10 protein-coding genes are annotated in these 12,483 nt (G+C 59.8%); 7 read left to right on the top strand and 3 right to left on the bottom strand.

The window, feature by feature from the left end; genetic code table 11:
• The first annotated feature begins 154 nt into the window (after positions 1 to 154).
• From dnaA to gyrB, 4 genes are read left to right on the top strand one after another with little or no spacing between them, the layout of a single operon-like run.
• Positions 155 to 1,672: a chromosomal replication initiator protein DnaA gene (dnaA, locus tag ACF8EF_RS09120; RefSeq protein WP_392461463.1), complete on the top strand. Its 1,518-nt coding sequence runs from the start codon at positions 155 to 157 to the stop codon at positions 1,670 to 1,672.
• 40 nt (positions 1,673 to 1,712) lie between these two features.
• Positions 1,713 to 2,816 (top strand): DNA polymerase III subunit beta, encoded by a 1,104-nt coding sequence (gene dnaN, locus ACF8EF_RS09115; RefSeq protein ID WP_021785316.1) that lies wholly within the window; start codon positions 1,713 to 1,715, stop codon positions 2,814 to 2,816.
• Between the two features lie 15 nt (positions 2,817 to 2,831).
• Complete coding sequence (recF, locus tag ACF8EF_RS09110; protein ID WP_176682964.1) at positions 2,832 to 3,935, top strand: DNA replication/repair protein RecF; 1,104 nt, start codon at positions 2,832 to 2,834, stop codon at positions 3,933 to 3,935.
• 4 nt (positions 3,936 to 3,939) lie between these two features.
• On the top strand, positions 3,940 to 6,360 hold the full coding sequence (gene gyrB / locus ACF8EF_RS09105) for a DNA topoisomerase (ATP-hydrolyzing) subunit B (RefSeq protein WP_103469538.1): 2,421 nt from the start codon (positions 3,940 to 3,942) through the stop codon (positions 6,358 to 6,360).
• Positions 6,361 to 6,424: 64 nt separating this feature from the next.
• On the opposite strand, the gene ACF8EF_RS09100 is transcribed toward gyrB, so the two are convergent.
• Together ACF8EF_RS09100 and ACF8EF_RS09095 are read right to left on the bottom strand one after the other, a co-directional pair.
• On the bottom strand, positions 6,425 to 6,832 hold the full coding sequence (locus ACF8EF_RS09100) for an RcnB family protein (RefSeq protein WP_392461461.1): 408 nt from the start codon (positions 6,830 to 6,832) through the stop codon (positions 6,425 to 6,427).
• A 129-nt stretch (positions 6,833 to 6,961) separates the two neighbouring features.
• Positions 6,962 to 8,254, bottom strand: coding sequence for a sigma-54 interaction domain-containing protein (locus tag ACF8EF_RS09095; RefSeq protein WP_392461459.1), 1,293 nt, complete (start codon positions 8,252 to 8,254; stop codon positions 6,962 to 6,964).
• 222 nt (positions 8,255 to 8,476) lie between these two features.
• On the opposite strand from ACF8EF_RS09095, the gene ACF8EF_RS09090 reads away from it, so the two are divergent.
• From ACF8EF_RS09090 to ACF8EF_RS09080, 3 genes are read left to right on the top strand one after another with little or no spacing between them, the layout of a single operon-like run.
• Positions 8,477 to 9,361, top strand: coding sequence for an MBL fold metallo-hydrolase (locus ACF8EF_RS09090; protein WP_176682967.1), 885 nt, complete (start codon positions 8,477 to 8,479; stop codon positions 9,359 to 9,361).
• Between the two features lie 40 nt (positions 9,362 to 9,401).
• Positions 9,402 to 10,670: an FAD/NAD(P)-binding oxidoreductase gene (locus ACF8EF_RS09085; RefSeq protein ID WP_176682968.1), complete on the top strand. Its 1,269-nt coding sequence runs from the start codon at positions 9,402 to 9,404 to the stop codon at positions 10,668 to 10,670.
• Positions 10,667 to 11,485 carry a sulfite exporter TauE/SafE family protein gene (locus ACF8EF_RS09080; RefSeq protein WP_392461457.1) on the top strand — a complete coding sequence of 273 codons (819 nt, stop codon included), beginning with the start codon at positions 10,667 to 10,669 and terminating at the stop codon, positions 11,483 to 11,485. The genes ACF8EF_RS09085 and ACF8EF_RS09080 overlap by 4 nt, the downstream gene beginning before the upstream one ends.
• Here the strand turns inward: ACF8EF_RS09080 and ACF8EF_RS09075 are convergent.
• Positions 11,474 to 12,361, bottom strand: a complete 888-nt coding sequence (locus ACF8EF_RS09075) for a LysR family transcriptional regulator (RefSeq protein ID WP_021784548.1) — start codon at positions 12,359 to 12,361, stop codon at positions 11,474 to 11,476. The genes ACF8EF_RS09080 and ACF8EF_RS09075 overlap by 12 nt on opposite strands.
• Between the last annotated feature and the right edge of the window lie 122 nt (positions 12,362 to 12,483).

The following is a 12,483-nucleotide window of genomic DNA, read 5'->3' as shown; positions in this document are numbered from 1 at the left end:
AGGTCTTATTCACAGAGGCAGAAAGCCGTTTTGGTCGATAAATGGCTGTTTTGTCATGGTTCCTAACGTGTCCACATGTGGATAACTGAACGCTCGACCGGTACAATGGCGGTTTGTTTTTGCCTCATCCGGCTTTCAAACTCAGGGGATATCCGTGTCAGTGGAACTTTGGCAGCAGTGCGTGGAGCTTCTGCGCGATGAACTGCCTGCCCAGCAATTCAACACCTGGATCCGTCCGCTACAGGTCGAAGCCGAAGGCGACGAGTTGCGCGTCTATGCGCCTAACCGTTTCGTTCTCGATTGGGTCAATGAAAAGTACCTGGGTCGCTTGCTCGAGCTGTTGGGGGAGAACGGTAGCGGCATTGCACCTGCCCTTTCCTTATTAATAGGTAGCCGCCGCAGCTCGGCCCCAAGGGCTGCGCCCAACGCTCCGGTCAGCGCTGCCGTTGCCGCTTCGCTGGCGCAGACCCAGGCACACAAGGCGGCCCCGGCAGCAGCGGTTGAACCCGTTGCCGTGGCCGCGGCCGAGCCTGTACTGGTCGAGACGTCTTCGCGTGACAGCTTTGATGCCATGGCAGAGCCCGCTGCGCCGCCGCCCAGTGGTGGTCGGGCTGAACAGCGCACCGTGCAGGTTGAAGGTGCGCTCAAGCACACCAGTTACCTGAACCGGACCTTTACCTTTGACACTTTCGTCGAAGGCAAGTCGAACCAGCTCGCCCGCGCGGCTGCCTGGCAGGTTGCGGACAATCCCAAGCATGGCTACAACCCACTGTTCCTTTACGGCGGCGTGGGTTTGGGTAAAACCCACCTTATGCATGCTGTGGGTAACCATCTGCTGAAGAAGAACCCGAACGCCAAGGTGGTGTACCTGCATTCGGAGCGTTTCGTCGCGGACATGGTCAAAGCGTTGCAGCTCAATGCCATCAACGAATTCAAGCGCTTCTACCGCTCGGTGGACGCGTTGTTGATCGACGATATCCAGTTTTTCGCTCGCAAAGAGCGCTCGCAGGAAGAGTTTTTCCACACCTTCAACGCCTTGCTTGAGGGTGGCCAGCAGGTAATTCTTACCTCTGACCGCTATCCCAAGGAAATCGAAGGCCTGGAAGAGCGTCTGAAGTCGCGCTTTGGTTGGGGGCTGACGGTGGCTGTCGAGCCGCCAGAGCTGGAGACCCGCGTAGCAATCCTGATGAAGAAGGCCGACCAGGCCAAAGTCGAGCTCCCGCATGACGCAGCCTTTTTCATCGCTCAGCGCATCCGATCCAACGTCCGTGAGCTGGAAGGTGCACTGAAGCGGGTTATCGCTCACTCGCACTTCATGGGGCGTGACATCACCATCGAGCTGATTCGTGAATCGCTCAAGGATCTGTTGGCGCTGCAAGACAAACTGGTCAGTGTGGATAACATTCAGCGTACCGTCGCTGAGTACTACAAGATCAAGATCTCCGATCTGTTGTCCAAGCGTCGTTCGCGTTCTGTCGCGCGCCCGCGTCAGGTAGCCATGGCCCTGTCCAAGGAGTTGACCAACCACAGTCTGCCGGAAATCGGCGACATGTTCGGTGGTCGCGACCATACGACCGTGCTGCACGCCTGCCGCAAAATCAATGAACTGAAGGAATCCGACGCGGACATCCGCGAGGACTACAAGAACCTGCTGCGGACGCTGACGACCTGATGGCCGTCTGCGCAGCTAATTGAAGGCAAGGGACTAGACCATGCATTTCACCATTCAACGCGAAGCCCTGTTGAAACCCCTGCAACTGGTCGCCGGTGTCGTCGAGCGCCGTCAGACCTTGCCGGTCCTGTCCAACGTATTGCTGGTCGTACAAGGCCAGCAACTGTCGTTGACCGGTACCGACCTGGAAGTCGAACTCGTAGGCCGCGTGCAACTGGATGAGCCGGCCGAGCCTGGCGAAATCACTGTTCCGGCGCGCAAGCTGATGGACATCTGCAAAAGCCTGCCTAACGACGCCCTGATCGATATCAAGGTCGATGAGCAGAAATTGTTGGTAAAGGCCGGCCGCAGCCGCTTCACCCTGTCGACCCTGCCTGCCAACGACTTCCCGACTGTGGAAGAAGGCCCGGGTTCGCTGACCTGCAACCTGGAGCAGAGCAAGCTGCGTCGCCTGATCGAGCGAACCAGCTTCGCCATGGCCCAGCAGGATGTGCGCTACTACCTTAACGGCATGCTGCTTGAGGTTTCCCGCAACACGTTGCGCGCCGTATCCACTGACGGTCACCGCTTGGCGCTTTGCTCGATGAGCGCGCCGATCGAGCAGGAGGATCGACACCAGGTCATCGTGCCGCGTAAAGGTATCCTGGAGTTGGCGCGCCTGCTGACAGACCCAGAAGGCATGGTCAGCATCGTGCTGGGTCAGCATCACATTCGCGCCACTACTGGCGAGTTCACCTTTACCTCCAAGCTGGTGGACGGCAAATTCCCGGACTACGAGCGCGTACTGCCCAAAGGCGGTGACAAGCTGGTTGTCGGAGACCGCCAGGCGCTGCGTGAAGCCTTCAGCCGTACTGCGATTCTCTCCAACGAGAAGTACCGTGGTATTCGCCTGCAACTGGCTGCCGGACAACTGAAGATCCAGGCTAATAACCCCGAGCAGGAAGAAGCTGAAGAAGAAATCAGCGTGGACTACGAAGGTAGCTCGCTGGAAATTGGTTTCAACGTCAGCTACTTGCTGGACGTGCTGGGCGTGATGACTACTGAGCAAGTTCGTCTGATCCTGTCCGACTCAAACAGCAGTGCGCTGCTGCAGGAAGCTGGCAATGACGATTCTTCCTACGTTGTCATGCCGATGCGCCTGTAACCTGTAGCAGGCGAAATGTCCCTTCGACGTATCATGGTCACCGCGGTGCGCAACTTGCACCCGGTGACACTCTTACCCTCCCCCCGCATCAACATCCTTTACGGCTCCAACGGCAGCGGCAAGACCAGCGTGCTCGAAGCCGTGCATTTGCTCGGCCTGGCCCGTTCATTTCGCAGCACCCGCCTGAATCCGGTTATTCAGTACGAACAATCTGCCTGTACGGTGTTCGGCGAGGTGCAGCTGACGGAGGGGGGCACGAGCAACCTGGGTGTGTCCCGTGAGCGACAAGGGGAGTTCACTATCCGCATCGATGGGCAGAATGCGCGCAGCGCCGCGCAATTGGCTGAGTTACTGCCGCTGCAGCTCATCAACCCAGACAGCTTCCGGCTGCTTGAAGGTGCCCCCAAAATACGCCGCCAGTTTCTGGATTGGGGGGTGTTCCACGTGGAACCTCGTTTTCTGCCAGCCTGGCAACGCCTTCAGAAGGCGCTGCGGCAGCGGAACTCATGGTTGCGTCATGGTACACTTGACCCAGCTTCGCAAGCCGCCTGGGACCGGGAATTGTGCCTGGCTAGCGCGGAAATAGATGAATACCGTCGCAACTACATCAAGGCCTTGAAGCCCGTCTTCGAGCGAACCCTGAGCGAACTGGTCGAGCTGGACGGGTTGACCCTAAGCTACTACCGAGGCTGGGACAAGGACCGCGAACTGCAAGAAGTACTCGCCTCCTCTCTCCTTCGCGATCAGCAGATGGGCCATACCCAAGCCGGTCCGCAGCGTGCTGATCTGCGTTTGCGGTTGGCTGGCAACAATGCAGCCGACATCCTTTCGCGTGGTCAGCAAAAGTTGGTGGTATGCGCATTGCGCATTGCCCAAGGCCATCTCGTTAGTCAGGCTCGCCGCGGTCACTGTATTTATCTCGTGGATGACTTGCCGTCCGAACTGGATGACCAGCATCGCCGCGCACTGTGCCGCTTGCTTGAAGAATTACGCTGCCAGGTGTTCATCACCTGTGTAGATCACGAATTACTGAGGGAAGGCTGGCAGACGGAAACGCCAGTTGCTTTGTTCCACGTGGAACAAGGCCGTATCACCCAGACCCACGACCATCGGGAGTGAAGGCATGAGCGAAAATCAAACGTACGACTCCTCCAGCATCAAGGTGCTGAAAGGTTTGGATGCCGTACGCAAGCGTCCCGGCATGTACATTGGCGACACCGATGATGGTAGTGGCCTGCACCACATGGTCTTCGAGGTGGTCGACAACTCGATCGACGAAGCCCTCGCCGGTCACTGCGATGACATCACTGTCATCATCCACCCGGACGAATCTATCAGTGTGCGCGACAACGGGCGCGGCATTCCGGTCGATGTGCATAAGGAAGAAGGCGTTTCCGCAGCCGAGGTCATCATGACTGTGCTGCACGCCGGCGGTAAGTTCGACGACAACTCCTACAAAGTATCCGGCGGTCTGCACGGTGTAGGTGTGTCGGTTGTGAACGCCCTGTCCGAAAAGCTGGTTCTGACCGTTCGCCGTAGCGGCAAGATCTGGGAACAGACTTACGTTCACGGTGTTCCACAAGCACCTATGGCGGTTGTTGGTGACAGTGAAACCACGGGTACCCACATCCACTTCAAGCCATCGGCTGAAACCTTCAAGAACATTCACTTCAGCTGGGACATCCTGGCCAAGCGTATCCGCGAACTGTCGTTCCTCAACTCGGGCGTCGGCATTCTGCTGAAGGATGAGCGCAGCGGTAAGGAAGAGTTCTTCAAGTACGAAGGCGGCCTGCGTGCGTTCGTCGAGTACTTGAACACCAACAAGACGCCGGTCAACTCTCAGGTTTTCCACTTCAACGTTCAGCGTGACGATGGCGTGGGTGTTGAAGTCGCCCTGCAATGGAACGACAGCTTCAACGAAAACCTGCTGTGCTTCACCAACAACATTCCGCAACGTGATGGCGGTACCCACCTGGTGGGCTTCCGTTCCTCGCTGACCCGTAGCCTTAACAACTACATCGAGCAGGAAGGCCTGGCCAAGAAGAACAAGGTGGCAACCACTGGCGACGACGCCCGTGAAGGCCTGACCGCGATCATCTCGGTAAAGGTACCGGATCCGAAGTTCAGCTCGCAGACCAAAGACAAGCTGGTCTCCTCGGAGGTGAAAACCGCCGTGGAACAGGAGATGAACAAGTTCTTCGCCGATTTCCTGTTGGAAAACCCGAACGAGGCCAAGGCCGTCGTTGGCAAGATGATCGACGCTGCTCGCGCCCGTGAAGCTGCACGTAAAGCTCGTGAGATGACCCGTCGTAAAGGTGCGCTGGATATCGCTGGCCTGCCGGGCAAACTGGCGGACTGCCAAGAGAAGGATCCTGCCCTCTCCGAACTGTACCTGGTGGAGGGTGACTCTGCGGGTGGCTCGGCCAAGCAAGGCCGCAACCGTCGTACCCAGGCGATCTTGCCGCTGAAGGGTAAAATCCTCAACGTCGAGAAAGCGCGCTTCGACAAGATGATTTCTTCCCAGGAAGTGGGCACGCTGATCACCGCGCTGGGCTGTGGTATCGGCCGCGAAGAGTACAACATCGATAAACTGCGTTATCACAACATCATCATCATGACCGATGCTGACGTTGACGGTTCGCACATCCGTACGCTGCTGCTGACCTTCTTCTTCCGTCAGCTGCCGGAGCTGGTCGAGCGTGGCTACATCTATATTGCCCAGCCACCGCTGTACAAGGTGAAGAGAGGCAAGCAGGAGCAGTACATCAAGGACGATGAGGCCATGGAAGAGTACATGACCCAGTCGGCTCTGGAAGATGCCAGCCTGCACCTGGACGAATCCGCGCCAGCAGTTTCTGGTGTGCAGCTGGAAGCGCTGGTGAATGAGTTCCGTAGTGTCATGAAGACCCTCAAGCGCCTGTCGCGCTTGTACCCGGAAGAGCTGACTGAGCACTTCGTCTACCTGCCGGAGGTGACTCTGGAGCAGTTGGGCGACCACGCTGTGATGCAGGCCTGGCTGGCCCAGTTCCAGGCGCGTCTGAACTCCAATCAGAAGTCTGGCTTGGCTTACAACGCCAGCCTGCGTGAAGACAAAGAGCGCAACGTATGGCTGCCTGAAGTAGAGATCACCTCCCATGGCTTAGCCAGCTACATCACGTTCAACCGCGACTTCTTCGGCAGCAATGACTACCGTACCGTAGTCAACATTGGTGCCAAGCTGTCGAGCCTGTTGGGTGAAGGTGCGTACGTACAGCGCGGTGAACGTCGCAAGGCAATCGTCGAGTTCAAAGAGGGCCTGGATTGGCTGATGAACGAGACCACCAAGCGCCATACGATTCAGCGATACAAAGGGCTGGGTGAGATGAACCCGGACCAGCTGTGGGAAACCACCATGGACCCGACCGTTCGCCGCATGCTCAAGGTCACGATCGAAGATGCCATTGCTGCTGACCAGATCTTCAACACCCTGATGGGTGATGCGGTCGAGCCGCGTCGTGACTTCATCGAAAGTAACGCGCTGTCGGTCTCGAACCTGGACTTCTGATCAGGTGTAAGTCGCCAGACACTAAGAAGCCCGCTGATGCGGGCTTTTTAGTGTCTGCAAAAAATCAGTAGCCGGTGAGAATGTTCACGATCACACCGCTGGCAATAGCCACCAGCACATAGTCGCCATTCACATACAGCCAGCGATGATCACGAGGTGGCGCATACAGGTGGCGCGCTTTCCAGTCGGTTACCCAGTAACGGTCACCACGGTAATGTGGATCAACGGCATGACCACGGTGCCACTGCTTATGAGGTATCGGCATGCCGTGCTGTGGACGGAAGTTTGGATCTCGGTAAGCAGGACCGCGGCCGTTGTCATGGCGGCCCTGCTGGTGCGGATGAGCATGTGGCGGGTTGCCTTGGTGCGATCGGCTGCCATCATGTCGATCAGGTGGGCCAGGCTGCGCGAAGCTGGCCAGCGGTACGCTGAGTATGAGCGCGGCGCAGATCACGGTTAGGGTTTTCTTCATTTGATGCGGTCCTCTGCGTGTTATCGCCTGGCACGTATTGATTGCCAGATTCGGTTAACTGATCAGACCACGATTTTTCCCTTGTAATGTCAGGACGCAGGTAAAGGTCCGGTAAAGTCTGCCGTTCTTTCAGTGCAGCCCGAGCGCTTTCAAGCGGCGATACAGCGTGCGTTCACTCATGCCTAGGTGGCTGGCCAGTTCGCTACGCGACCCCTTGAACTGCTCCAGCGCCTGCGCCAATTCACCCAGGTCAATGCGACGGCCGCTTCCTTTAGCTGCGCCAGCCAGTCCGGTGTCTTCCGGCAAATGCTCCGGTCTGATCACACCGTCATCGGCAAACAAACGCGCGCGTTCCAGAATGTTGCGCAGCTCGCGAATATTGCCCGGAAACGGATGCAACGCAAGTTGCTGCAAGGCGTCTTCACTCAGCCTGGGCGTCGGCTGGCCGGCCATGCGCTGCAGCAGGCTCTGGGCGAGTAGCGGTAGATCTTCCACCCGTTCGCGTAACGCAGGCAGACGAATCGGGAAGCCGCTGATGCGGTAGTAAAGGTCTTCACGGAAAGAGCCATCCGCGACCATTTTCTTGAGCGGTTTGTGGGTGGCCGATATCAGGCGGAAATCCGAATGCACAGTGCGCAGGCTGCCCACGGGACGGAAACTGCCGGACTCGATCAGGCGCAGCAGCTTCACCTGCATCGCCAGCGGCACTTCACCGATTTCGTCGAGGAACAGGGTGCCGCCATGGGCCGCCTCGGCCAAGCCTATCTTGCGCTGATTCGCTCCGGTGAACGCGCCCTTCTCATAGCCGAACAATTCACTCTCGAACAATGACTCGGTCAGGCCGGTGCAGTCGACCACTACCAGCGGGCCGTTGGCCCTGGGGCTGCCCATGTGCACTGCACGGGCGAACAGCTCCTTACCGGTCCCCGACTCCCCCTGCAACAACACCGGGATCTGCGCCGGTGCCGCACGCTGCAGGCTGGCCAGCGCGGCCTTGAAGGTTGGCGCGCGGCCGACCAACCCTTGCTCCTGAGGCTGCGCCGAGGCGAGGGTGATGGTGGTGAGGCGTTCGACAAAGGCCACTACCTTGCCCTGTTCATCCAGGATCGGCCGCAACTCGACATCCACATGCTCCGGGCCGCGTGGTGTGTGATGAATGTGCAATACCCGCTCCGGTACCTTGCTGTCCCACGCTTTGCGCATCGGGCAATGTTCGCCAGCCTGGTCGCACGGCACAGCGTAGTGATGCGAAACCCTGTGGCACTTCTCGCCCAGTGGGGCCTGATCATGCCGGCCAAACTGACGGCGATAGGCCGCATTGGCGGCGAGGATGTTGTAGTCGGTGTCCAACACGATGGTCGGGAGGGCATCGTGCTCAAGGTAGGAAACCAGAGCTAGGATGAGAGGATGGGCTTCAGGCATGACGGCACCGTATGGATGACCGATGCAGGGTAACAAGGACTGCCAAACACTGCCATTAGCTGTCAGTCGACTGCCATCTGGGCTGTCAGTTTTATCGGCAACTGTCTGCAACTGGCCGGTTTTGTTGGCCAGTGAGTGGCAAAAAGCCTGGCATGCATCTTGATAAAGCTCCTGTCACTGCCTACGCCTGTACAAGGCGGGGCGGATAAATTGGAGAACGTGATGATCATCGGCAACAACCTTCACGTGGACGCCTTTTACGACGAGGCGACCTCGACCATCAGCTACCTGGTCATGGACCGTGAAACCCGACAATGCGCATTGATCGACAGCGTGCTGGATTACGACCCCAAGTCCGGGCGTACCTGCAGTGCTTCGGCTGATCGCCTGATCGAGCGCGTGAACGAGCTGAATGCCAGTGTGCGGTGGGTGCTGGAAACCCATGTACACGCCGACCATCTTTCAGCCGCTGCCTATCTGAAGGAAAAGCTGGGCGGCCATACCGCTATCGGCGCGCACATTACCCAGGTGCAGAAAGTGTTTGGCGCCTTGTTCAACGCAGAGCCCGGCTTCGCCCGAGATGGCAGCCAGTTCGATGTGCTGCTCGAAGACGAGGAAGGCTTCCGGATTGGCAACCTGCAGGCTCGGGCGCTGCACACACCTGGGCACACACCCGCGTGCATGAGTTTCATGATCGAGGATGCCGGCGAGATCGCGGTCTTCGTTGGAGACACCTTGTTCATGCCCGACTATGGCACCGCCCGCTGCGACTTTCCCGGGGCCGATGCCCGCACCTTGTACCGCTCAATCCGTCGCCTGCTGGCCTTCCCCGACCAGACTCGGTTGTTCATGTGCCACGACTACCTGCCGGGTGGCCGCGACATGCAGTACGTCACTACTGTCGCCGAGCAACGTGCCCACAACATTCACATCCATCAGGGTATCGATGAGGACAGCTTCGTAGCCATGCGCGAGGCCCGCGACAAGACGCTCGAAATGCCCGTGCTCATCCTGCCTTCGGTGCAGGTGAACATGCGTAGCGGCCAACTGCCCCCACCGGAGGAGAACGGTGTGAGCTATCTGAAGATCCCGCTGAACAAGCTGTAACCGCCCTGCCCTCATAATCAGATTTCCAGGATTTGCCGCCATGCCTGCCTTGTTGTCCCCTGCCAATACCGACCACCACAAGGTGGTCATCGTCGGTGCCGGTGCCGCCGGTATCGCCACTGCTTCCAGTCTGATCAGCCGCGACCCATCGTTGGACGTCGCCTTGATCGACCCTGCCGAAGTGCACTACTACCAACCCGGCTGGACCATGGTCGGCGCCGGTGTGTTCAAGGCCCCAAGCACTGCCCGCACCATGGCGTCGACCATTCCTCGCGGTGTTCGCTGGATCAAGGCGCGGGTACAGGGATTCGACCCGTTGGGTCAGCTGGTCATCCTCGATGATGGTCGTACCATCAGCTATGAACAGCTGATCGTCTGCCCCGGCCTCAAGCTGGACTGGGCAGCCATCGATGGGCTTAGCGAGACCCTGGGCCGCAACGGTGTCACCTCCAACTATCGCTACGACCTGGCGCCCTATACCTGGGAACTGGTGCAGAAGCTCAAGCAAGGACGGGCGGTGTTCAGCCAGCCGCCCATGCCGATCAAGTGCGCCGGTGCACCACAGAAGGCGCTGTATCTGTCTTGCGACCACTGGCTGCGCCATGGTCATTTGGGGGCGGTGAAAGCCAGCTTCTACAATGCGGGTGCCGTACTGTTCGGTGTCGCCGACTACGTGCCCGCGCTGATGAAGTACATCGAAAAATACGCCGTCGACCTCAACTTCTCCCACCGGCTAGTTGCCGTAGACGGCCCGGGCAAGCGCGCTACATTCTTGCGTACCTTGCCCGATGGCAGCAGCGAAACGCGGATCGAGGCCTTCGACATGCTGCACGTGGTACCACCACAGGTGGCGCCAGACTTCATTCGCGAAAGCCCGTTGGCCGATAGCTCCGGCTGGGTCGACGTCGATCCGCATACCCTGCGCCATCGCAAATACACCAACGTTCATGCCCTGGGTGACGTGGCTAACACCAGCAACGCCAAGACCGCCGCGGCGGCCCGCAAGCAGGCACCGGTGGTCGCCAACAATGTGCTGGTGGCACTGGGCAGGCTGGCAACCCTGGCCCAGTACGACGGCTATGGCTCGTGCCCGCTTACCGTTGAGCGCGGCAAGATCGTCTTGGCCGAGTTCACCTATGGCGGCAAGCTGGCACCGAGCTTCCCCAATTGGTTGCTGGATGGCCGCAAGCCAACACGCTTGGCCTGGCTGCTCAAAGCACAGGCGCTACCACCGTTGTACTGGCAAGGCATGCTCAAGGGGCGCGAGTGGTTGGCACGCCCGCAACTGGTAGCCGAGGGTGGGCAGTGATCGAGCATCAACTGTTAGGAGCGGGCCTGGGCGCAATCATCGGCGCGGTGCTGGCACTGACCGGCGCAGGCGGTGGCATTCTCGCTGTACCTTTGCTGGTGTTCGGCCTGGGGCTATCGATGGTCGAGGCGGCACCGGTCGGCCTGTTGGCTGTTGGTTTGGCTGCGGCGGTTGGCGCAGTGCTGGGCTTGCGACAAGGGCTGGTGCGTTATCGGGCCGCGCTGTTCATTGCGTTGGTTGGTGTGGCAGCAGCGCCGTTCGGGCTGATGCTGGCGCACCGCCTGCCGAATACACCGTTGCAGTTGGCGTTCGCCGGGGTGCTGGTTTATGCCTGCCTGCGCATCTGGCGCAAGGCGGCCAAAGAACTGCGTGGCGAAGCCAATGACGCCCATCGCTTTATCGAGCCGTGTGTGCTGAACCCTCTGCAGGGGCGTTTGCGTTGGACCCTGCCCTGCGCGCGCGCACTGGCATTCACGGGGGCCCTGTCCGGGTTGTTGTCCGGCCTGCTCGGCGTGGGTGGGGGGTTCGTCATTATCCCGGCCCTGAACCGCTACACCAACCTGCGCATGGCAAGCATCGTCTCCACCTCGCTGGCGGTGATTGCCTTGGTCTCTACCGGCAGTGTGGTCAGCGCCAGCCTTGCAGGCGTCATGCACTGGCAGGTTGGCGCCCCGTTTGCCGTCGGCGCGGTGCTCGGCCTGCTGCTGGCGCGACCCTTGGCAGCCAGGTTGGCCGGGCCGCGCCTGCAGCAGATGTTTGCCGTGGCAGGTTGGGTCGCTGCCCTGTTGTTGGCGGGCAAGGCGCTACTGGGCTAGCAGCTCACTCTGTTCGGCCGCGCACAACGCCAGCAGGTAGTCCCACACCACCCGCAGGCGCACAGACTTGTGCAGCTCGCGGCGGGTGCAGATCCAGTAGCTGCGCTGGATGGTCTCACCCGGCAGCACGCGCACCAGTGTCGGGTCGTGGCGCGCCATGTAATTGGGCAGCACGGCGATGCCCAGCCCTGCGCGGGCAGCGGCTTGCTGGGCGATCACGCTGGTGCTGCGAAACACCACGTTGGGTGCTCGGCAGAAACTGTTGAGAAACAGCAGTTCCTGGCTGAACAGCAAATCGTCGACGTAGCCGATCCAGCTGTGCCGGGCCAGGTCTTCGCGGTGGCGCAATGGCGGCGCGCGGTCCAGGTAGTCCTGGCTGGCGTATAGCGCCAAGCGGTAGTCGGTGAGTTTGCGGGTGATCAGCAGATCGGCGTTGGGCCGCTCCAGATGGATGCTGATTTCTGCCTCGCGGTTGAGGATGCTGACGAAACGCGGCACCGCCACCAACTCCACTTCCAGGCCGGGGTAGCGCTCGAACAACGCGTTCATGCGCGGGGTGAAGAACATGATGCCGATGCCTTCGGTCACCCCCAGGCGAATCTTGCCCAGCGGGGTGATGGCCTGGGTGATTTCTTCCTGCGCCAGCAGGGCGACGTTTTCCATGGCTTCGGCATGCTTGAGCAGGGCTTGGCCCGAGGGGGTCAGCTCGTAACCCTGGGCATGCTGCACGAACAGCGCGGTTCCCAGGCTCTGCTCGATGCTCTCGATATGCCGGGCCACGGTGCTGTGGGTCGTGTTCAGGCGCTTGGCGGCAGTCAGCAGGCGGCCGCTGCGCTGCAACTCGAGGAAAAACCGCAGATCGTTCCAGTCGAACATGCTTGTCCTTTTTGGCAGTTCGTTCCGGCCTCTTCGCGGGCAGTCCAGGTGCGCTGAACATCCTGAAGGCAACGTGGTCCCGTTGGGAGCGGGAGCGCCCGCGAAGAGGTCGGTACAGGCTT

Source organism: Pseudomonas sp. zjy_15 (assembly GCF_043101865.1).
Classification (GTDB): domain Bacteria; phylum Pseudomonadota; class Gammaproteobacteria; order Pseudomonadales; family Pseudomonadaceae; genus Aquipseudomonas; species Aquipseudomonas putida_Y.
This window is presented reverse-complemented; position numbering and strand designations above follow the sequence as displayed.

Excerpts from the sequence above, each read along its gene's own strand:
- dnaN (WP_021785316.1), top strand. The coding sequence starts at position 1,713 with ATGCATTTCACCATTCAACGCGAAGCCCTGTTGAAACCCCTGCAACTG.
- recF (WP_176682964.1), top strand. The coding sequence starts at position 2,832 with ATGTCCCTTCGACGTATCATGGTCACCGCGGTGCGCAACTTGCACCCG.
- gyrB (WP_103469538.1), top strand. The coding sequence starts at position 3,940 with ATGAGCGAAAATCAAACGTACGACTCCTCCAGCATCAAGGTGCTGAAA.
- ACF8EF_RS09100 (WP_392461461.1), bottom strand. The coding sequence starts at position 6,832 with ATGAAGAAAACCCTAACCGTGATCTGCGCCGCGCTCATACTCAGCGTA.
- ACF8EF_RS09095 (WP_392461459.1), bottom strand. The coding sequence starts at position 8,254 with ATGCCTGAAGCCCATCCTCTCATCCTAGCTCTGGTTTCCTACCTTGAG.
- ACF8EF_RS09090 (WP_176682967.1), top strand. The coding sequence starts at position 8,477 with ATGATCATCGGCAACAACCTTCACGTGGACGCCTTTTACGACGAGGCG.
- ACF8EF_RS09085 (WP_176682968.1), top strand. The coding sequence starts at position 9,402 with ATGCCTGCCTTGTTGTCCCCTGCCAATACCGACCACCACAAGGTGGTC.
- ACF8EF_RS09075 (WP_021784548.1), bottom strand. The coding sequence starts at position 12,361 with ATGTTCGACTGGAACGATCTGCGGTTTTTCCTCGAGTTGCAGCGCAGC.